At 66.0% G+C, this 20,887-nt stretch carries 15 protein-coding genes; 13 read left to right on the top strand and 2 right to left on the bottom strand.

Annotated features, from left to right (window positions below; all coding sequences use genetic code 11):
- Positions 1-455: 455 nt before the first annotated feature.
- Positions 456-1,553, bottom strand: a complete 1,098-nt coding sequence (galE, locus tag ASD78_RS12375; protein WP_056101760.1) for a UDP-glucose 4-epimerase GalE — start codon at positions 1,551-1,553, stop codon at positions 456-458.
- 205 nt (positions 1,554-1,758) lie between these two features.
- Between galE and ASD78_RS12380 the strand changes: the two genes are divergently transcribed.
- The 13 genes from ASD78_RS12380 (at position 1,759) to ASD78_RS12445 (ending at position 20,006) form a co-directional block, all read left to right on the top strand.
- Positions 1,759-3,054, top strand: a complete 1,296-nt coding sequence (locus ASD78_RS12380; protein WP_056101763.1) for a nucleotide sugar dehydrogenase — start codon at positions 1,759-1,761, stop codon at positions 3,052-3,054.
- 5 nt (positions 3,055-3,059) lie between these two features.
- On the top strand, positions 3,060-4,067 hold the full coding sequence (locus ASD78_RS12385; RefSeq protein ID WP_056101764.1) for an NAD-dependent epimerase: 1,008 nt from the start codon (positions 3,060-3,062) through the stop codon (positions 4,065-4,067).
- Between the two features lie 193 nt (positions 4,068-4,260).
- Positions 4,261-4,770 (top strand): XrtA/PEP-CTERM system exopolysaccharide export protein, encoded by a 510-nt coding sequence (locus ASD78_RS12390; RefSeq protein ID WP_235565762.1) that lies wholly within the window; start codon positions 4,261-4,263, stop codon positions 4,768-4,770.
- Positions 4,767-6,356 carry a hypothetical protein gene (locus tag ASD78_RS12395; RefSeq protein WP_156087729.1) on the top strand — a complete coding sequence of 530 codons (1,590 nt, stop codon included), beginning with the start codon at positions 4,767-4,769 and terminating at the stop codon, positions 6,354-6,356. Before ASD78_RS12390 ends, ASD78_RS12395 begins: the two co-directional genes overlap by 4 nt.
- Positions 6,353-7,108 (top strand): CpsD/CapB family tyrosine-protein kinase, encoded by a 756-nt coding sequence (locus ASD78_RS12400; protein WP_055900000.1) that lies wholly within the window; start codon positions 6,353-6,355, stop codon positions 7,106-7,108. The genes ASD78_RS12395 and ASD78_RS12400 overlap by 4 nt, the downstream gene beginning before the upstream one ends.
- A 58-nt stretch (positions 7,109-7,166) precedes the next feature.
- Positions 7,167-8,441 carry a hypothetical protein gene (locus ASD78_RS12405; RefSeq protein ID WP_156087730.1) on the top strand — a complete coding sequence of 425 codons (1,275 nt, stop codon included), beginning with the start codon at positions 7,167-7,169 and terminating at the stop codon, positions 8,439-8,441.
- 16 nt (positions 8,442-8,457) lie between these two features.
- Positions 8,458-9,594 (top strand): glycosyltransferase family 2 protein, encoded by a 1,137-nt coding sequence (locus tag ASD78_RS12410; protein WP_056101771.1) that lies wholly within the window; start codon positions 8,458-8,460, stop codon positions 9,592-9,594.
- 104 nt (positions 9,595-9,698) lie between these two features.
- Positions 9,699-11,021, top strand: coding sequence for a glycosyltransferase (locus ASD78_RS12415; RefSeq protein WP_056101773.1), 1,323 nt, complete (start codon positions 9,699-9,701; stop codon positions 11,019-11,021).
- Positions 11,022-11,034: 13 nt separating this feature from the next.
- The gene (locus tag ASD78_RS12420; protein WP_162250171.1) at positions 11,035-12,174 is read left to right on the top strand and encodes a glycosyltransferase; all 1,140 of its coding nucleotides are present in this window, start codon (positions 11,035-11,037) and stop codon (positions 12,172-12,174) included.
- Between the two features lie 60 nt (positions 12,175-12,234).
- Positions 12,235-13,563, top strand: coding sequence for an O-antigen ligase family protein (locus tag ASD78_RS12425; protein WP_056101778.1), 1,329 nt, complete (start codon positions 12,235-12,237; stop codon positions 13,561-13,563).
- A 1,620-nt stretch (positions 13,564-15,183) separates the two neighbouring features.
- Positions 15,184-16,563: a phenylacetate--CoA ligase family protein gene (locus tag ASD78_RS12435; RefSeq protein WP_056101784.1), complete on the top strand. Its 1,380-nt coding sequence runs from the start codon at positions 15,184-15,186 to the stop codon at positions 16,561-16,563.
- Complete coding sequence (locus tag ASD78_RS12440; RefSeq protein WP_200944171.1) at positions 16,563-17,234, top strand: serine acetyltransferase; 672 nt, start codon at positions 16,563-16,565, stop codon at positions 17,232-17,234. The genes ASD78_RS12435 and ASD78_RS12440 overlap by 1 nt, the downstream gene beginning before the upstream one ends.
- 780 nt (positions 17,235-18,014) lie before the next feature.
- A complete protein-coding gene (locus tag ASD78_RS12445) occupies positions 18,015-20,006 on the top strand; it encodes a choice-of-anchor Q domain-containing protein (protein WP_082575601.1) in 1,992 nt (663 codons plus the stop codon).
- A 115-nt stretch (positions 20,007-20,121) separates the two neighbouring features.
- Here ASD78_RS12445 and ASD78_RS12450 read toward each other — a convergent pair whose 3' ends face one another.
- Positions 20,122-20,886, bottom strand: coding sequence for a YdcF family protein (locus ASD78_RS12450; RefSeq protein ID WP_082575602.1), 765 nt, complete (start codon positions 20,884-20,886; stop codon positions 20,122-20,124).
- Between the last annotated feature and the right edge of the window lies 1 nt (position 20,887).

Here is a 20,887-nt window from a genome sequence, read left to right on the forward strand (position 1 = left end):
GACGCGAACCGCGCCGGCGCGCCCCCTAGACGCGCCCCCGTGCAAACCACCAGCGTCAACGTGTGCCGACCGGGACGACGGTCAGGATAATTGACGCTGCGCACAAAAAAGATAGCCGAAGCTAGCACGCCCGTCGCGTGCGTCATGCGGCGCAGCAGCAATCGCACGACCGTTCGTCTCGTCGTGACCCGGACGGGCGGCGATTGAGCGCCCTGGTTGCACGCCTCGGCCGTGGAAAGGATCCGGCGTCAAGTGGGTGCCGCTGTTATAGAAGAGGTCGCACTGCCCCTGTGTTCGAGAGCGGGGAGCCCCTGACCTTCGGCATCGGTATCAGCCGATCGCCGGCGGCCAACCTCACCGCCGCGACGGGCAGGCCCGTGGCGGTGCGCAGGCCGGCGCCTCGCTAGCCTGAACGTGCACCGGGAATCGGACAGCGCGAGCGCGCCGTCGCATCGTCACTCCGAACGCCCGGAGCCTTCGCTTCTTTGGGCGTCCAGTGGCAACGACTTGAGCTTTCCCAGCGGCCGTTGATAGCCATCGGGATTGATCGACTGCCACCGCCACGCGTCGCGGCACATGGCGTGCAGGTCCAGCCGCGTCCGCCATCCGAGCAGACGATGCGCGAGCGACGGATCCGCATAGACCTGCGCGACATCGCCCCGCCGGCGCTCCACGATCTCGTAGGGGATGCTGCAGCCGGATGCCTGTTCGAAGGCATGCACCAGCTCCAGCACGCTGATCCCGCGACCGGTGCCCAGGTTGACGGTCAGATTGCCGTCGCCGCGCATGATGTAATCCAGCGCGACCACATGCGCCTGCGCCAGGTCCATGACGTGTATGTAGTCGCGGATTCCGGTGCCGTCGGGGGTCGGGTAGTCGTCGCCGAAGATGCTCAGCTTGCTGCGTCGTCCCGCGGCGACCTGACAGATGTAAGGCATCAGATTGTTGGGAATGCCCGACGGATCTTCGCCGATCAGACCGGAAGGGTGCGCACCCACGGGGTTGAAGTAGCGCAGATTGGCGGCGCGGAAGGAGGTATCCGCGTGGCACAGATCGTTGATCAGCTGCTCCATCACCAGCTTGGTGCGGCCGTAGGGGTTAGTCACGTCCAGCCGGGCCTGCTCGTCGATCGGAACGCTCTGCGGATCGCCGTAGACGGTAGCCGACGAGCTGAACACCAACCGCGCCACACCCGCTTCCTGCATCGCCATCAGCAGGTTGATCGTGCCGGAGATATTGTTTTCGAAGTACGCCAATGGCCGGACGAACGATTCGCCGACGGCCTTGAGCGCGGCGAAGTGAATCACGGCATCGAACCGGTGACGCTTGAACAATCGGGTCACGGCCGATTTGCTGCGGAAGTCCAGGCGCTCGCACTCCACCGGTGCGCCCATGATGCGCTGCAGGCGCAACAGGACACGCGGCGAACTGTTGGAGAAATTGTCGGCGATGACGACGCGATGCCCCCGCTCCGCCAGCGCAACGCAGGCATGGCTGCCGATGTAGCCGGCGCCACCGCATACCAGGACGCACCTCGTTTTCTGGCCGGCCATCTGGGTTCGCCACTGCTGCCCCTATTTCCGGAACAACGTGGGATGGAGGTCCGAGCGTCCAGTCTTGCGGCCGTCTGCCCGCGCCCCCCCCCCCCTCTCGCCCTCCGCCGGTCGCACCGTGTCCGCGATGGCGCTCGACTGGCGTTAACCACTAGACCGGAGGCCGCACCACGGGCTCGGAAGTCGACCACCAGGGGAGGTCTGCTTGTCAAGCTATGCCCCGTTAGCCTCGCTGGACGAGGCCCGTATCGCGGTTCTGGGCTTGGGCTATGTAGGCCTGCCGCTCGCCGTGGCCTTCGGAAAGCGCTTTCCGACCGTCGGATTCGACATCGACGCCGCGCGCGTGGCCGAGCTCAAAGCCCACCGCGACCACACCCGCGAGATGACGGCGGGAGAGCTGCGCGAGGCCGCGCTGCTGTCGTTCAGCAGCGATCCGTCGTCGCTGGCCGGCTGCAACGTGTTCATCGTGACCGTGCCCACGCCCATCGACGAGTACAAGCGCCCCGACCTGCGCCCGCTGGAGTCGGCCAGCCGGACGGTGGGCCGGGCGATCGGCCGCGGCGGCATCGTGATCTACGAGTCGACGGTCTATCCCGGCGCGACGGAGGAGATCTGCGTCCCGATCGTGGAACGCGAATCGAAGCTGGCGTTCAACCAGGACTTCTATGCCGGCTACAGCCCGGAGCGCATCAACCCGGGCGACCCGCAGCACCGCCTGGAAACCATCATGAAGGTCACCTCAGGCTCGACGCCGGAGGCGGCCGCGCTAGTCGACGCGCTGTATGGGCGGATCATCAAGGCGGGCACCCACAAGGCCTCCAGCATCCGCGTGGCCGAGGCAGCGAAGGTCATCGAGAACATCCAGCGCGACGTCAACATCGCCCTGATCAACGAACTGGCCCTGCTCTTCCATCGCCTCGACATCGACACCCACGAGGTGCTCGAAGCCGCCGGCACCAAGTGGAATTTCCTGCCGTTCCGGCCCGGCCTGGTCGGCGGCCACTGCATCGGCGTGGATCCCTATTACCTCACCCACAAGGCGCAGCAGATCGGCTACCACCCGGACATGATCCTGGCGGGACGCCGCATCAACGACGGCATGGGCAGCCATGTGGCGCGCCGGGTGGTGAAGCTGATGCGCCAGCGCAACCAGGACATGACCCAGGCACGGGTGCTGGTTCTGGGCCTGGCGTTCAAGGAGAACTGCCCGGACCTGCGCAACACCAAGGTGGTCGACATCGTTCGCGAACTGCGCTGCTACAACGCCCGGGTCGACGTGCACGACCCCTGGGTCGACGCCGGACACGCGCACGAGGAGTACGGCGTGAACCTGGTCGCCGAGCCCGAGCCCGGCCGCTACGACGCGATCGTGCTGGCGGTGGCGCATCGGGAGTTCGTCGCCATGGGCGCGGAGCGGATCCGCAGCCTGGGCGTACCCGGGGCCGTGCTCTTCGACGTCAAGCGCGCCTTGCCGCGCGCCAGCGTCGACGGTTGCCTGTGACGGCCATGCGCATCCTGGTCACGGGCGCGGCAGGCTTCATCGGCGCAAAGCTGAGCGAGGTGCTGCTTGCACGAGGCGACGAAGTCCTGGGCTTCGACGACCTCAACGCGTACTACGACCCGACCCTGAAACAGGCGCGCCTGGCACGCCTGCTGCCGCAGGCGAATTTCCGCTTCGTGCTCGGCTCGCTCGAAGACCGCGCGGCGGTGGACGCTGCCTTCGCCTCGTTCGGACCGCAGCGGGTCGTGAACCTGGCGGCGCAGGCCGGCGTGCGCTACTCGCTGGAAAACCCCCGCGCCTATGTCGACAGCAATGTCGTCGGGTTTCTGAACATCCTGGAAGCCTGTCGCCATCGCACCGTCGAACACCTGGTGTACGCCTCGTCCAGTTCGGTATACGGCGCCAATCGCAAGCTACCGTTCTCGGTCGACGACAACGTCGACCATCCGCTGAGCATGTACGCCGCGACCAAGAAGGCCAACGAGCTGATGGCGCACACCTACAGCCACCTGTTCGGCCTGCCGACGACGGGGCTGCGCTTCTTCACCGTCTACGGCCCCTGGGGACGGCCGGACATGGCGCTGTTCCTCTTCACGCGCAAGATCCTCGCCGGCGAGCCAATCGACATCTTCAATCACGGCCACCACCGCCGCGACTTCACCTACATCGACGACATCGTCGAGGGCATCGTCCGCACGCTGGACCGGATCCCGGCCCCCGACCTGGACGAGCCGTCGGCGGCGCCCTCGCCCGCCAGCTCCAGCGCGCCCTACCGGCTCTACAACATCGGCAACCACCAGCCCGTCGAACTGTTGCGCTACATCGAGGTACTCGAGGGCTGCCTGGGTCGCAAATCTGAACGACGCCTGCTGCCCATGCAGCCGGGCGACGTGCCCGACACCTGCGCCGATGTCGAGGCGCTGCGCCGGGACGTGGGGTACTCGCCGTCGACTCCGGTGGAGGTCGGGGTCGCGCGGTTCGTCGACTGGTACCGCGATTACTACGGGGCCTGAAGGAACGAGCTCCTGCCAGCGCTGGATTTTGGCCGGGCGCAACAGTGCTCGGCGTTGTTCAAGTGGGGTCAATCGGAGAATCGCCATGCGCCTTGCAGCCTCCCTTCGGGCTTTGGGTCTGCCCCTACTGCTAGCCGGTTGCGTCAGTTCGGGGAACCTCACCTCGGGCGCCCCACCGGCCGCCGCCCCGGTCGTGGACGAGTACCAGATCGGCGTCGACGACATCGTCCAGGTTTCGGTGTGGCGGAATCCCGAACTGGGCATCACCGCCCCGGTCCGTCCGGACGGCAAGATCTCGGTTCCCCTGGTCGGCGACGTCATGGCCGGCGGCCGGACACCCGATGCCGTCGCCAAAGAACTGCAGGGTAAGCTCGCGACCTACGTGATCGAGCCGCAGGTGACGGTGATCATCACCGAACTGCGCAGCCACGAATACCTGTCGCGCGTGCGGGTCACCGGCGCGGTACGTACGCCGGTGTCGATTCCCTACCGCCAGGGCATGACCGTGCTGGATGCGGTCCTTGCGGCCGGCGGCGTCACCGAGTTCGCCGCAGCCGACCGCTCCAGCCTGCACCGCAGGAACGGCGACGGCGCGCAGGCCTACGGCGTCCAGCTCGACAACATCCTCAATGCCGGTGATCTCAGCACCAACTACAAGGTCGCCCCTGGCGACGTGATCACAGTGCCGGAGCGCGTCTTGTGAACAACCCGTATGGGCAACCGCTGTTGCCAGGTCCATCGGCCGAGCGCCTGCCGGCGCTGACCATGCTGTCGCTCGCCCGCAGGGAATTCCGGCGCTATCTGCTGCCGCTCGCCACCATTTTCGCGGTGATCGCGCTGCTCTTCCTGGCCTGGGGACTGTTCAACCCGTCCACGTACAAGTCGTCGGCGATGGTACTGGTCCAGGACAACACCCCGATCGCACCGCTCATGGAGGGACGCACCAATGCGCCCAACGAGGTCGCCCGCGCGGTCATTTCGCGCGAAGTGCTGTTCGGGCGTCGCGTCATGGAAGATGTGCTGAAGGCCGGTGGATGGCTGGAAGGGCACCCCAGCCCGCTGCGGAAGCAGGAGCTGATCAATTCCATCATCAACAGCACGGACATCGCGGTCACCGATCGCGCTCAGACGCGCTCGTCGGACCCGAAGCTCAGCCTGGTGAAGATCACCTATTCGGATTCCGACCCGAAGCGCGCCTATGCCGTGACCAAGCGGTTCTCGGAGGCGCTGATCGAGCAGGTGCTGGACTCCAGGGCGCGCGCCAGCCGTTCCGCGTATCAGTTCATCGATGCGCAGGTGGACAATTACCAGCGCGCGTTCTCCGACGCCGACCGGAAGCTGCGCGAATACCGCAGCTCGAACCCGGATGCGATGCCGGGCGTCGATACCGACGTTTCCGCCCGCATCGCCGAGCTGCGCCGGGCGGCCGACAACGCCAGCATGGATCTGGCCGACGTCGGTGCGCAGGAGCGCCAGGTGATGAGCCAGCTCTCGCGCGAAAGCCAACTCAATACCATTTCGCGTTCCACGCAGACCAATGTCCAGCTCGCAACGCTGCAGGCGGAGCAGGATCGTCTGATGTTGACTTACACGGCCCAGCATCCGGACGTCGTCCGGGTCCGCAATCAGATTCGCGAGCTGCGCAACAATCCGGGGGCGAGATCCAGCGGAATAGCGGTGCTGCCCGGCGAGACCGCGTCGATGAATCCGGTCTACCAGCAGCTGCGCACGCAGCTGGCGGAGGTCCGCCGACAGGGCGCGGCCTCGGCGTCCCGCCTCGCCACGGCGCAGGCGCTGCTTCGCGAGGAACTCCAACGCAGCCGCAAGATCATCAGCGACGAGGGCACCGTCACCGCCTTGACCCGTGTGCATGACGTCAACAAGGAAATGTTCGACGACCTGCTCAAGCGCCGCGAAAATGCGCGCGTTTCGATGAGCCTGGACGCGGACGGCCGCAGCCTGGGCTTCCAGATCCTCGAGCCCGCCTCGATCCCGCTGCAGGCCACGGGCTTGCGCCTGATGCATTTCGCCGTGGCCGGCCTGCTGCTGGCGGTCGTCATCCCGCTGGTGATGCTGTCGATGCTGGTCAAGCACGACCCGCGCGTGCGCTCGCCGCTGCAGATCGAACGCGATGCGGGCCTGCCGGTACTCGGGGTCATCCCGCTGCACCTGACGCACGACCAGACCGAACTGCACGCCAAGCGGATGAAGCTCGGAACGATCCTGTTCGCAGTCGTGCCCCTTATCTACGGTCTCGTGTTCGTCCTGAAAATGGCGGATGTCCTATGAACGATTTCAATCGCCACGCAGCAGATGCCTCGGCCAAGATGACTGATATCAAGCATGGGAACAAAAGCGTCGCGCGCCGCGACGGGGGAACGACCCTGACGCCAGAGCAACTGGTCGAACGCTCGATCATTCCCTTCGCCGACGGCGCCAACCGTCAACTGGTCAACGCCTTCCGGGAACTGCGCACTCGCCTGCTGGCGACCGCGACGGACAACTTCATCACCCTGGTCGCGCCGGTCGGGCCGGGGTGCGGGGGCAGCTTCGTGGCCCGCAATCTCGCGCTCACGATCACCCTCGACCAGGAAAGGAGCGCGCTGCTGATCGACTGCAACCTGCTTCATCCCGTTCAGCATTCCGTGATGAAGGTCAACGACTCACGCGGCAGCCTGATCAACTATCTGGAAGACCCGGATGCGGACGTGGAAGATATGATCTACAGCACCGTCATCCCGCGCCTCAAGCTGATCCCGGCAGGACGGTCGGCCTACAGCGAAATGGAGACCGAGTACTTCTCCTCGTTCCGCATGCGTCTTCTGCTCGATTCGCTGCGCAGCAGTTATTCCGACCGTTACATCGTCCTGGACAGCCCGCCGACGCTCGGCGCGCCCGATGCGCGCATCCTGTCGGACCTGGCGGACGTGGTGGTCCTGGTTGCGGGATACGGCCGCAACACCCCTTCGGAAATCGCCGCAGCCGCCGCCAATTTCGATCCCGCTAAGTTCGCCGGCGTGATTTTCAATGAGAGCGCCTGACCGCCGCTCGGCGTGCCCTCCCCTCCCCCGGACGCGCGCGCGTCGGACAAAGCTGCACGTGGCGATCCTTGCCGCGGCGGCACTGGCAGGCAGCGCCCACGCTGGAAAGCTCGACTACCGCTTCGAGTTGGAAACGCTGCACAGCGACAACATCAACCAAAGCGAAGACAACCAGGCGAAGGAAACGGTCCTGGTCCCCCGCGTCAAGTTCAACTTCAAGGAAGAAGGCGCATCGGTCGAGCTGCAGGCACGCGGCGAACTCGAGCGCCGCCACTATTTCGGCAGCCGGTTCGACGACGAGAGCCGGAGCGAGTTCGCTGGACAGCTCAACTGGTCGCTGCTGCCGCAGCGGCTGAACCTCGTAGCCGAGGACTATCTGAGCGAGGAGCCGATCAATTTCCGCGGCGGACGATACCCGGGCAACCTGCAACGGGTGAACGTCTTCCTCGGCGGCCCCAGCTTCTTCGCGCGACTGGGCGATGCGACCCGCTTCCAACTGGACCTCAGAGGGGTCCGCACGCATGCAGAAGTGGCGCCCGACTTCGACGGCAAGCGCCGTAGCGCGGCCGCCTCCCTGCAACGCGACCTGAGCCCCACCTCGAAAGCTTCGCTCAACGTGGTATCCACGAAAGCCGAGTTCGACGACGCCACGACGGCCGTCGACTACACGCGAAACGACGGCTTCGTCCGCTATGAAGGCAGGCTGCGCAAGATCCAGTATGAATTGGACCTGGGCCATTCGCGTCTGAACCGCGACGTCGGCCAAGATCCCACGACGACGATCGCCCGGGCGACGGTGCAGTGGGAACCGGATTCGCGAACCCGCGTTCGTTTCCGCGCCCGCCATCAGTTCGCCGACCAGGTCCAGGATCTGGTGGTGCGCCTGCGCGACCCCGATGAAAGCCTGGTTCCGGACCTGGTGGACTCGTCCTCCTCGCTGGTGTCGTCGGGCGTGTACAGGCAGCGCGACGTCGAACTCGACTACCGCTACAGGGGCGAGCGCTTCGGCTTCCGGGTCCGTCCGCTGTACAGGGAGTTGCGCTACATAGACCGCACCGATGCGGACCGCACCGAGCGCGGCGCGTTCTTCCAGGTCGACTATCGGCCGCGCCCCCTGGTCACCGTGTTCCTCACCGGTTCGCTGCGCAACCGCGAGTTCCTGGCCCGAAATGAGGAAGACCGCGATCGCGTGTACAGCCTGGGCATCAGCTATCAGATGACTCAGCACTGGGGCTGGCGCGCAGAAGCGATCCGGAACGAGCGAAAGTCCAATATTCCCGATCCGGAATACACGGAAAACGCCGTGTTCCTGACGCTCTGGTGGCAGCGCTGACGGAGGACCCAGAGCCATGCTCGAAGTTCTGTTCTGGGGTTCGGTCTGCCTGTTGGCTTACGTCTACGCGGGTTATCCGGTCCTGGCGATCGCCCTTGCACGCATCCGCCCGCGCGCGCCGCGCAAGCAAGCCATCACGCCGTCCGTCACCGTGATCATCACGGCGTACAACGAAGAGAAGGACATTGCGCAGAAGGTCCGGAACGTACTGGCTCTGGATTACCCACAGCAGCAGATCGACGTCATCGTCGCTTCGGACGCCTCCAGCGACGGAACCGACCGCGTCGTGCGCGGCCTCGACGCCCGCAATGTACGTCTGCTCCGCATCGAAGGGCGCCAGGGCAAGACGGCCTGCCAGAACGCGGCCGCGGCCGCCGCATCCGGGGACATCCTGCTCTTCACCGACGCCACGACCCGGATCGAAGCGCATGCCCTGCGGGCGATAACCCGCAATTTCCACGACCCGTCGGTGGGCTGCGTCGCCGGCCGCCTCAGCTATGTCGCGCAGCAGGACGATGCGACCGGCCAGGGCGGGACGTCCTATTGGAACTACGAAATCATGCTGCGGATGGCGGAAAGCGATCTCGGTTCGCTCATCGGCGTTTCCGGCTGTCTGTATGCGGTCCGCCGCAGCGCCTACCGCGAGATCGCTCCGGAACTGATCAGCGACTTCGTCGTCGCGATGGTGGTCCGCGAACAGGGTCTGCGCACCGTACTCGAACCCGATGCGATGTGTTACGAACAGACCCTGGACCATCCCGATCGGGAACTGGCCATGCGCGTGCGCGTCGGCATGCGCAGCCTGTCGGCGCTGGCGAGCCAGAAGCGCTTTCTCAACCCGTTCAGATTCGGCGCGTTCGCCTGGCAGCTCTGGTCGCACAAGCTGCTCCGCTATTTGTCGCCGGTGTTCTGGATGCTGGCACTGCTGGCCAACCTGGCGCTCGCGCTGCAGGGACGCTACGTCTGGCTGCTGGCGCTGCAACTCGCGTTGCTGTTTTCGGGCCTGCTTGGATTCACCTCGCTGCGCCTGTCGGGGAAGTCGCGTTTTCTCACGAAGCCATACTACTTCCTGCTGACCAACCTGGCCTCCGCCGTCAGCCTGTTCCGGTTCCTGCGCGGCGAACGCATCGTGACCTGGACTCCCCAGCGCTGAGCTAGAGCGCCCTTCCTGCCGGCCGCCGACCGCCGCCCGGCCACTGGCCGTCGGTGGCGCCACGCAACGTTGTTTTTTACTGAACAGCGGTCGGGCAAACGACAATGCAGTCGCGGGCAATCCATGAGTTCACCAGCTCCGAAGGCGCTCCGGCCGCGATGCCGCAGGACACGGCCTGCGCCGAGTTCGCGGCGACTTCGCCCCAGCCATTGCGCCGGGTCGTGTACGTGGTCTCGCAGTTTCCCAGCTGGTCGGAGACATTCATCGTTCGCGAGATCCGTACCCTGATCGAGGTAGGGGTCGACGTACGAATTCTTTCCCTGAAGCGCTCTGAAGAAACCATGGTCCAGGCGGACGCCGCAGCGCTGCTGGATCGCGTTCGCCAGCCGCTGGGTCTGCTGCCGACCTTGTGGAATACCCTGCGCGCCCTGTTCGCACATCCCGTCCGCATCGGCAGCGGCGTCGCCATAGTCGTCGCGGACACTTGGCGCACTCCGGCCGTCATGGCGAAATCGCTGGCGACCCTGGTCCGAAGTCTGAGCCAGATTCCCTGGCTCCAGGCATTCGATCCGCAATTCATACACGCGCATTGGTCGACGTATCCGACCACGGCAGCCTGGGTACTGGCGCGCGCCATGCAACGTCCATTCGGCTTCACCTGCCACGCCCACGATGTGTTCAGGAACCATCAGCTGCTGCCGCGCAAGATCGCCGATGCCGCGCTGGCGGTCACGATTTCGCGCCACAACGTCGGTTGGCTCGATCGCAACATATCCGCGCTGGCGCCGCACAAACTGAAGGTCGTGCATTGCGGCGTCGACCTGCGGCAGATTCCCCTGCGCACGGAAGATCCCTCCGGAAACAGGATACTCGGGGTCGGCCGCCTGTCTCCCGAAAAGGGATTCCACACGCTGATCGAAGCCTTGGCGATTCTGCGCGACAACGGCACGCCCTTCCAATGCACCCTGGTCGGCGAGGGCCCGGCGCGCCAGGAACTGCTGGGCCTGATCGATCGCCACGAACTGCGGCAACACGTGGAGTTGGCTGGAGCACAACCGCAGGAATACGTGCGCACGGCGCTGGAACAGGCCACGGTATTCGCCCTTCCTTGCCAGATCGCCGCCAATGGCAGCCGCGACGGCATCCCGGTGGCCCTGATGGAAGCGATGGCCGCGGGCTGCCCTGTCGTCAGCTGCCCTGTTTCCGGTGTGCCGGAACTGATCGGCAACGACGTGCATGGACTTCTGGCGGCCGAGCGCGACGCCGCATCGCTCGCGCAGGCACTCCAGCGCTTGCTGGACGACGCTGCGCTGCGCAGGCGGCTGTCGGTCGCGGCACGGCAGCGTATAGAAATAGAGTTCGATGCCCGCAAGGAAGCCGTCAAGCTGCATGGCCTGATGACGGGGGCCATCAACCATGCGGCGTGAGCGGCTCCTGGTGGTGATCGACGGCATGGAAGTAGGCGGTAGCCAACGCCAGGTCCAGCATTTGCTCATGGGCCTGGATCGCCAGCGATGGGAGCCCGAGCTGGCGTTCTTCCGTTGCGACTCCTTCCTGGCCGACGCGATCCGGCGCGATGGCGTTCCGGTGCACTACCTGCCGAAGCGCCGCCGGATCGACCTTGCGTTCCTGCGCGCCTACGCGCGCCTGTTGCGGGATCGAGACTACGCCATCGTTCACGCCTTCTCGTTGACCGCCGAATGGTCGACGGTCCTCGCGCGCCTGCTGTCGCGCCGGCGGCCGGCGCTCGTCGCGTCCGAGCGCAGCTTTGCGCTCGACAGACCGGCCTGGTTCTGGTGGCTCAAGCGCCTCATCGTTGGCCAAAGCGCCGCCGTCATAGCGAACTCGAGCGCGGGCGCCCGCGCTACCGCCCGCCGTACCGGCGCGCGCGAGGCGATGTTCGTAACCATCGCCAACGGCGTCGGCATTCCGGCGGCCATCTCCCGCGAGGAACGCGCAGCGATCCGGCGCTCGCTCGGCGTACCGGAGGGGCGCCAGTTCGGCTTGTTCGTCGGACGGCTGGTATCGGCCAAGAACCTGCCTTGCCTGGTCCGGGCGCTGGCGACGATGCGGCCGAGCGAGCGCCCGTGGATCGCGCTTGCCGGCGACGGGCCGCTGAGGGTCGCCATCGAAGAACTTGCGGCAGACCACCGCGTGGAAGCGGACCTGTGTTTCTTCGGCGAGCGCTCGGATGCGACCGGACTGATGCAGGCCGCGGATTTCCTGGTGTTGCCCTCCCATTTCGAAGGCCTCTCGAACGCGCTGCTCGAAAGCATGGCCGCTGGCTGTCCGGTGATAGCTTCGGCCGTGGGCGGCAATGTCGAGCTGATCGACGATGAGCGCACGGGCCTGCTGTTCCGCCCCGACGATGCCAAGGCGCTGGCGGTCGCGATGTCGCGCATGGCCGACCCGCTACTGCGCTCGCGGCTCGTACAGGCGGCCATGCAACACGTGAGCCAGCACCATAGTCAGCAGGCGCTCGGCGCCGCGACATCGGCCGTCTACGAGCGTTGCCTCCAGCCGGACGCCTCCACCGACAACGGCGTGCTCGTGCGCGCTGCCCGCGGCCAGGCGAAATGAACACTCAATCCGCATCTGCGAAACATGCGACCGGCATCGCCGGCGGGACGAACTGATCCGATGCGCCTGCTCTATGCCATTCCGATCATCCTGCTTCCGAACACGGCGCACCTGCCGCCGGATGTCAGTGTCGGCACTTCGGTCGCCTTGCTCGTGCTCGCGATGCTCATGGGCGGGCGCGAGCCCGAGTACCTGAAACGTCCGGGTTACCTCATTCCGCCGCTGCTCGCCCTGTTCCTGGCGATGCTGATCGGTTTCATCGCCGCGCATTGGCACGACCTGGCCGATGCAGAGAAGGATCTGCGCGAAGCCAAAGTCGCCGTCCTGTATCCCTTGCTGTACATCGCCTACCGCAAGTGCGGCCTGGACATGAAGCAGACCAGGCAGCTCATCCTGCTGGTGTTGCTGGTCGCCGTGGGAGCGGGCCTGGAAGCCGTCCTGCAGGGGCTGTCGTTCAACCTGGGCGAATTTTCCGAAACCCAACGCGCCACCGGCCCGTTCGGCCAGATCAAGATGGCCAATCGCGCGGGCGTGTTCTTTGCGATGTTCCTGCCGATGCTGTTCGCACCGACCTTGCAGTACCGGCAGCGCCGGTGGGTGCGTTGGGCGGCGTTCGCGGGCAGTGTGATCCTGGCCATGGCCATTCTGCTCACCTACTCGCGCCAGTCCTACCTGATCGGCCTGTTCTCGATCATGATCCTGCTGGTATCGCGCAGCATTCCCGCGGCGATGCTCGCCGCGCTGCTGCTCGTGGCGACCTCGGCGACCTTGCTGCCCGGGAGCGTCGTCGACCGCGTCCAGCAGACCCAGCAGGTCTCCGGCACCGGCTCGGTGACCTTCGACGTCAGCACCACCAGCCGCTTCTCGATCTGGAACGGCACGATCGACATGTTGCGCGACCATCCCGCCGGCGTCGGCCTGGGACGCTTCAGCGAGCATATCGGCGACTACACCACCTACGCCGGCAAGGACGCGCACAACGGTTTCCTGCTGACCTTGGCCGAGTGCGGGCCGCTCGGCCTGCTGGCACTGCTTTGGGTGTTCTGGCGGCTATGGCGGCTGGCGGCTTCGCTGCGCCGTTCCGCCGCGGCGGTAGCGCCATCGCAGGCGCGCACCTTGGAGCTCGGCTTCACGTTCGCGGTCCTGTCGATGGCGCTCGGCAACATGTATGGCAGTCCCTTCTTCGACAGCGTCGTCATGGCCAACTTCTGGATCCTTTGCGGACTGATGGAACGCTACGGCATCCTCAAGGCCTACGCGGGCCGGGAGGCCGCGGCCTCCGGCGCGCCCATCCCGGCGCCGATTCCTGCCGGTCAACGCTTCCCGCTCGCGGCTCGGGCGCTGCCGCGCCTTGCCGGAGTTGCGAGATCCCGGCGTTTGTTGCGTTGATGTTCGAGCGTGGACAGGGGAACAGCATCAGCATCTGCCGCCACCATTGCAGTCGCACCGGGAGCACGCATCGCCGAACGCCACGACTCGCGCTCGCGGCGTTCGCGCTCGCGTCGCTGGCCGCGTGCGCGGACGAAACCGAACCCGCAACGGAACTGTGTCCATCGGGCCATTCCGGCAAGTCCGATCTTCCGGTAGCGGCCACGGCATCGGCAGGCGGAACGACCTACTACGTTCGCGCCGACGGCGGCGATGCCAGGCAGTGCAACGGCCGCGTCGACGCCGCCTACTCCGGCAGCGGCGCCGCAGATGGCTGCGCCTGGAACAATCCGGCCATCGCCCTGCCCGCCTCCGGCCCTGCGCGCATCGCCGGTGGCGACACCCTGATGATCGGCGCCGGTACTTACGAAATCGGCGACGGCGGGCCTATGCAATCCATACCCAGCGGGCCCAGCCGCGCGAATCCGACACGCCTGTTGGGCAAACCCGGCGCGACTCCGAAACTGGTCGGCATCGCGGGCACGCATCGCGTACTCAATCTGGACGGCAGCTCCAACGTGGAAATCGGCAATCTCGAAGTCACCGACAACAGCGACTGCGTCTACAAGCATCCCGACCCCGCTGCGGCCTGCGCCGGCTCCATGCCCTGGGCCCGCGTTGGGCTGTACGCCCGTGCCTCGAGCAACGTGTGGCTGCACGACCTCGACATCCATGGACTCGCGGCGCGCGGCATCAACGCAGGCGGTCTCCGCGACTGGACGGTCGAGCGCGTCAAGCTCAACCGGAACGGAACCGCGGGCTGGGACGGCAACATCGGCGACGGCGGCTCCAACTCCGGCAGGATCGTCCTGCGCGAGGTCGAAATCGCCTGGAACGGCTGCGGCGAACGCGTGGCCACCGGCGCGCCGTGGGCGTGCTGGGCACAGCAGACCGGGGGCTACGGCGACGGCCTGGGCACCACCGATACCGGCGGGCAGTGGCTGATTCAGGACGCCTTCGTCCACCACAACACCTCCGACGGACTCGACCTGCGCTACATGGACGGGGCCGACGCGACCCGGGTGACCCTGCGTCGCATCCACGCCGTGGCGAACGCGGGCAATCAGGTCAAGGTGAAGGGCAACTCCCTGATCGAGAACTCGGTTCTGGTCGGCAACTGCAGCTACTTCAGGCACAAGTTCTTCATGACGGATCGCGACCTGTGCCGGGCCGACGGCAGCACCCTGCAACTGGTGATGACCGGCCACGACACGGCGATCGTCCGCCACAACACCATCAGCGGCGAAGGCGCGGTACAGATCGGCCACAGCGAGGGCAACCCGACCGACCGCATCCAGGTCAGAAACAATCTCGTGATCGGATCGCCGTACTACCTGCGGCCCGACAACTTGACCGCGTTCAGCGGCGGCAGGACCTGGGCCATCACCAGCTACGCCGGCAACATCGCCTGGCACGTGCGCGACTGTCCCGGCGACACGGTTTGCGACCAGAACCCCCACCTCGCCAACATGACGCTGGCCGCCTTCGATGCCCAACCGCTCGCCGGCAGCCCCGCAAGCGGCAAAGCCGGCGCGGTGCCGTGCGGCAAGACGCCGATCCGCTAGCGGCACGGAATCCACTATGGGCCTGACGGACAAGATCTACGCGCATCTCCCGCAACGGGGCCAGGACGTCGCCGCATCGGCGTTCGGCCTCTATCGGCATTGGCTGCGCTCGGGACCGGGATACGGCGATCTGGTCCATGGCTACCGCGATCGCGACTCTTGGCCGCTCGACAGGTTCAACGCCTATCAAGCTGAAAAACTGAAGATCCTGCTCGGCAATGCCGCGGACCACATTCCCTACTATCGACGGACCTGGAGCGATAAGGAAAAAGCCGCGGCACGTGCGGGACGCCTGTCGGAGCTTCCGCTGCTGTCGAAGGATCCGATCCGTAGCGATCCGCAGGATTTTGCCCGCGACGACGTTCGCCCGCTGCTGCGTTACCGCTTCCTCACCAGCGGCTCGACAGGCACGCCGATATCGACGCTATGGACGGCCAGGGAAGCGCGCGACGCCAGGGCGCTACGCGAAGCGCGATCGGCGAACTGGGCGGGCACGTCCTTCAGCGAGGGCCGCGCGACCTTCTCCGGGCGCATCGTCGTTCCCGATGCGAACAGCAGCGGCCCTTTCCATCGCTACAACCGGGTGGAAAACCAGATCTACTTTTCGGCCTTCCATTTGAGCCGCGAGAACGCCGATCAGTACGTGGAAGCGCTGTGGCGCCACGGGACGCAGTGGCTGACGGGGTACGCCATGTCGTACTACCTGCTCGCGCGCCACATCCTGGATCGCAACCTCAGCGTTCCTGCCTTGAAAGCCGTGGTGACGACCAGCGAAAAGCTAACGCCGAGCATGCGCTCGGTCATGGAGCGGGCATACGGATGCCGGGTGTTCGAGGAGTACGGCACGGTCGAGAACGCCGTCTTCGCCAGCGAATGCGCGCACCAGCGCCTGCACCTGAGTCCGGATGCGGGCGTCGTCGAGATCCTGCGCCCGGACGGCCGCGCCTGCGATCCCGGCGAGGCCGGAGAAGTGGTGGCCACCGGATTCGTGCGGCAGTACCAGCCCTTCATCAGGTATCGGGTCGGCGACCTCGCCTCGTGGGATCCGCAGCCGTGCGCTTGCGGACGCTCGATGCCGGTACTGAAGGAGGTGGTCGGGCGGATCGAAGATGTGGTGGTCGGACCGGACGGACGCCAGATGGTCCGGTTCCACGGCATCTTTATCGGCCAGGACAACGTCGTCGAAGGGCAGATCATCCAGGAAGCGCTCGACCGCATCCGCGTGAAGGTCGTGCCGGCCGCGGCTTTCGGCCCAACCGATGCCGCCGACATAGAGAGGCGCGTTCGCCAGCGCCTTGGAGAAGTCGCCGTGATCGTCGAAGCCGTCGAATCGATACCACGATCCGCGAACGGAAAATTCAAGGCCGTGGTTTCGCTCATGAAGGCGAGCGACTGATGGGCGACAGCGTGCGGCCATCGGACGATGCATCAAGGATCGGCGACGCGTCCTCGCAACGCTCGCAGGCGGGAAGGCCCATGACCTTTGCGCAGTACAGATTCCTGGTGCTTTCCGATCTGTACCGGATCACCGGAAACGCGAAGCGTGCTTCGCTGCTTCGTTACGTCTTCCACGGCGAGTCGTACCGTTACAACTTCTGGATGCGCACCTGTGCATACACGAAGGGCCGTCCCTTGCTCAGGTACACGCTGTATCCATTCGCGCGCCTGGTGCTCGGGCATCTGGTCTACAAGCTGGGAATCTCCATCCCTGCCGGCACCTCCATCGGCTGCGGGTTCTACATCGGCCACTTCGGCGGCATCGTCGTCAGCCAGAAAGCCACGATCGGCCGGAACTGCAACATCTCCCAGGGCGTGACGATCGGGCGGGCGAACCGCGGCAGGAATCGGGGCTATCCGGTCCTGGGGGACAACATCTACATCGGCCCCGGAGCGGTGATCGCCGGCAGCGTCCGCATCGGCAACAACGTGGCGATCGGCGCCAACTGCGTGGTCACGATGGACATCCCCGACGACTCGGTGGTGGTCGGCGTACCGGGCAGGATCATTTCCCAGGAAGGCTCGGCGGGTTACGTCAACAGGACGGATTACGACGGAAAACTCGGCTAACCGCCGGGCCGCCTTTTCGCCGCCCGAGAGCGGCGACACCACGCCGGCCGCGACCCATACCGGCCTGCGTCGCCTGAGCCGCCCCGCGCGTATCCTTCCGTCCTCACCGGATGCGCAGAGGTCTGACGAGACCAGATTCAGGCTCTCGTCTCATCTTATATTGCGACGCAATTGTCACAGACGCAGTCAGCCGAGTCGCCTACGGGTGAAGGCATACCTGTCGCTTGGCACGCTCTATTCCGGGTCTATCGGAATGGACGCTTCCGCAACCCCTCCATTACGCGCTTAAGGACTCAGCGGCCGGGCGAGGCTGCGCCACGCCGCAAATACGGCCGCAATTCCCCTGTTCAGCCTTTATGTCTTCGAACCCCAGCTGAATATGACCAGATTTGTCAGGTTGCGCGTCACAAAAGACGCTCTTGGTCGACATGTGACCCGTGAAGATCTTGTGAACTGTGACGTAGCGCACAAAACACCCCCTCCCCCGTCCCTAGCATCCGCCCCCGGCCACATAGGAGGTGCCACCACATCACCAATCACAAACCGGAGTCGCACTTCTAAATGTCCCCTTCCACCCTTCGCAGCCGCAAGCTGCCCAGAGCCTTCCTTTCGCTCCTGCTTCCGTCGCTTGGCTTCGCCGCTATCGGATCCGCCCAAGCCGCAACCTTCTATGTCCGCACCGACGGTGGCGATGCCGCCCAATGCACCGGCCGCGCCGATGCAGCCTATCCCGGTAGCGGAACCTCCCAGGCCTGCGCCTGGAAGAACCCCAACATCGCCATGCCTTCTTCGGGTAGCGCGCGCATTGCAGGCGGCGACACCCTGATGATCGGCGCCGGCAGCTTCCAGATCGGCAGCGGCGGTTACATGCAGAAGATCCCGAGCGGCCCGAGCGCGACCTCGCGCACCCGCATCCTCGGCAAGGCCGGCACCAAGCTGGTCGGCGTCGCCGGCACCCATCGCGTGCTCAACCTCGACGGCAGCTCGAACGTCGAAGTCGGCAATCTCGAAATCACCGACAACAGCGATTGCGTCTACAACCATTCCAATGCCGCGGCGACCTGCACCAGCGCGATGGCCTGGGCCCGCGTGGGCGTGTACGCCACCGCTTCGAACAACGTGTGGATGCATGACGTGAACGTGCACGGCATGGCGGCGCGCGGCTTCAACGCCGGCGGCCTGTCCAACTGGACCCTCGAACGCGTCAAGATGAACAAGAACGGCAGCGCCGGTTGGGACGGCAACGTCGGCACCGGTTCGAACTCCGGCCAGATGATCATGCGCGACATCGAAATCGGCTGGAACGGCTGCGGCGAGCGCGTCGCGACCGGCGAGCCGTGGGCGTGCTGGGCGCAGACCACCGGCGGCTACGGCGACGGTTTCGGCACGGTCGACACCGGCGGCCAATGGCTGATCGAAGACGCCTTCATCCATCACAACACCTCCGACGGCCTCGACCTGCGCTACATGGACGGTGCGGACACGACCAACGTGACGCTGCGCCGCATCTACTCGGTCGCCAACGCCGGCAACCAGGTCAAGATCAAGGGCAACTCGCTGATCGAGAACTCGGTCCTGGTCGGCAACTGCACCTATTTCCACGGCAAGTACTACATGGCCGAGGGCGATCTGTGCCGCGCCTACGGCAGCACGCTGCTGCTGATCCTGACCGGCAACGACACCGCGACCGTGCGCCACAACACCATCGCCGGCGAAGGCGATGCGCAGATCGCCTATGGCGAAGGCGCTTCCACCGACAAGATCAACATCCAGAACAACCTGGTGGTCGGCTTCCCGTACTACGCCAACAGCTCCACCGCGACGCTGTTCAGCGGCGGCAGCGCTCCGGCGGCCAAGTCCTTCTCCGGCAACATGGCCTGGAAGGTGCGTACCTGCCAGACGGGAACCACCTGCACCCAGGACCCGAAGCTGACCAACATGACCCTGGCCGCCTTCGATGCCGAACCGCTCGCCGGTAGCCCGGTGACCGACAAGGCCCCGATGATCAGCGGCATGTCCACCGACTTCGTCCTGCAGCCGCGCCCCTCGGGCGCCGCCAACGACGTGGGCGCCTACGAAATCCAGGCCGGCTCCACGCCTCCGCCGCCGACTCCGACCTGCACCCGCGCAGCGCCGACCGTGACCATGACGGGCCCGACCGCCGCCGTCGCCGCCGGCACGGAGAACAAGTACACGGTGAGCCTGAAGAACAACGACAGCAGCGCCTGCGCCAACACCTCGTTCGCTCTCGCTCGTAGTGTTCCGACCGGCTGGACGGGCGAGTTGTCGACGACCGCGATCGCGCTTTCTCCTGGCGCCAGCGGCTCTGCGACCCTTGCCGTGATGTCGACCACCACGGCTGCCGCCGGCAGCTACGGCATCGGCCTGGGCGTCAGCAGCGCCAACGGCTCGGTCCATACCGGCAATGCGTCGGCCACCTACTCCGTCGCCGCTCCCGCCGCCATCGGCCTGACGGAAACCGTCAGCACGAGCAAGGCCTCCTACAAGGCCGGCGAAGTCGTGTCCATCACTGCCCGTGTCCTCAAGAACGGCGTGGCGGTCTCGGGTGCGAAGGTCGCGTTCGACGCGCTCAAGCCGAACGGCGTCAACCACGTGATCCTGAGCGCCACCACCGACGCCAACGGCTATGCCCGCGTGTCCTTCACCTCCGGCGTGGGTCCCAGCTCGATCGGCACCTACAAGCTGTCGGCGGTGGCCACCTCCGGCAGCCTGACCAAGACGGCGACCACGACCTTCTCGGTCTACAAGTAATAGTCCTAACCGCCCCAACGAAGAGCCCCGGATATCCGGGGCTCTTTTTTTTTCCACGATGCCTGACGATTCGTGCGTCGGAGGATGGGCCGCAGCCCAGGCCAGGACGCGAGCCTCAGCGATTCACGAGCCCATCGCGACGATCGCGCCAGCGGTAATACGCGAGCCCCACCCATTCGTGCAGGGCAAGCTCCGTATTGACGAGCGCACTGGTTCGCGGAACGAGCGCCCACGGCAGGCGCGACGGCAGGCTGCGCGCATCCGCACCCAGCGGACACACTTCGAAGCCTGCGCTGGCAAAGGCCGCGCGAGCGCGCGGCATGTGGATCAGCGAGGTCACCAGGACGATGCGTCGGGGCAGCGGCGGCGTCATCCCTGCGGCATGACGAGCATTGCCCCAGGTATCGTCGGATCGGTTTTCCACGCGCAGGGCCGCCACCGGGACATCCTGCATTCGCGCGTACGCTGCCATCAGTTCGGCGACAGCGATGCCTCCCTGCGGCCCACCGCCCTCCAGCACCAGCGCGCGCCCTTCGCGCGCATGCCACCAGGCTACTGCGCGATCCATTCGTCGCCGGGAGGCCAGGTTGAGCACGGAGAAATCGGCATGGCTCCGCGGGCGCCCGTCGGTACCGCCCCCCAACACGACGGCGATCGACGGCGGCGCGGCTCGGCACGTAAGCGGCGCGGCGATCGGACGTTGCAGCGGCTTTCCGAGCAGATTGGCCACCAGCGGCGTCATGGCCGCGAGCGCAACGACCGCCAGCGAAACGCTCGCGATCAACTGCCAGCGCTGGCGCCGACGACGGGCCCATGCCCAGGGCATCACCGCACCCGCAAGCAACAGCCAGGCCAGCGGAGATAGCAACCAGGTCGTCACC

It is taken from the genome of Lysobacter sp. Root667, assembly GCF_001427715.1.
Taxonomy (GTDB): domain Bacteria; phylum Pseudomonadota; class Gammaproteobacteria; order Xanthomonadales; family Xanthomonadaceae; genus Lysobacter.

Excerpts from the sequence above, each read along its gene's own strand:
- galE (WP_056101760.1), bottom strand. The coding sequence starts at position 1,553 with ATGGCCGGCCAGAAAACGAGGTGCGTCCTGGTATGCGGTGGCGCCGGC.
- ASD78_RS12385 (WP_056101764.1), top strand. The coding sequence starts at position 3,060 with ATGCGCATCCTGGTCACGGGCGCGGCAGGCTTCATCGGCGCAAAGCTG.
- ASD78_RS12400 (WP_055900000.1), top strand. The coding sequence starts at position 6,353 with ATGAACGATTTCAATCGCCACGCAGCAGATGCCTCGGCCAAGATGACT.
- ASD78_RS12410 (WP_056101771.1), top strand. The coding sequence starts at position 8,458 with ATGCTCGAAGTTCTGTTCTGGGGTTCGGTCTGCCTGTTGGCTTACGTC.
- ASD78_RS12415 (WP_056101773.1), top strand. The coding sequence starts at position 9,699 with ATGCAGTCGCGGGCAATCCATGAGTTCACCAGCTCCGAAGGCGCTCCG.
- ASD78_RS12425 (WP_056101778.1), top strand. The coding sequence starts at position 12,235 with ATGCGCCTGCTCTATGCCATTCCGATCATCCTGCTTCCGAACACGGCG.
- ASD78_RS12435 (WP_056101784.1), top strand. The coding sequence starts at position 15,184 with ATGGGCCTGACGGACAAGATCTACGCGCATCTCCCGCAACGGGGCCAG.
- ASD78_RS12440 (WP_200944171.1), top strand. The coding sequence starts at position 16,563 with ATGGGCGACAGCGTGCGGCCATCGGACGATGCATCAAGGATCGGCGAC.
- ASD78_RS12445 (WP_082575601.1), top strand. The coding sequence starts at position 18,015 with ATGCCTTCTTCGGGTAGCGCGCGCATTGCAGGCGGCGACACCCTGATG.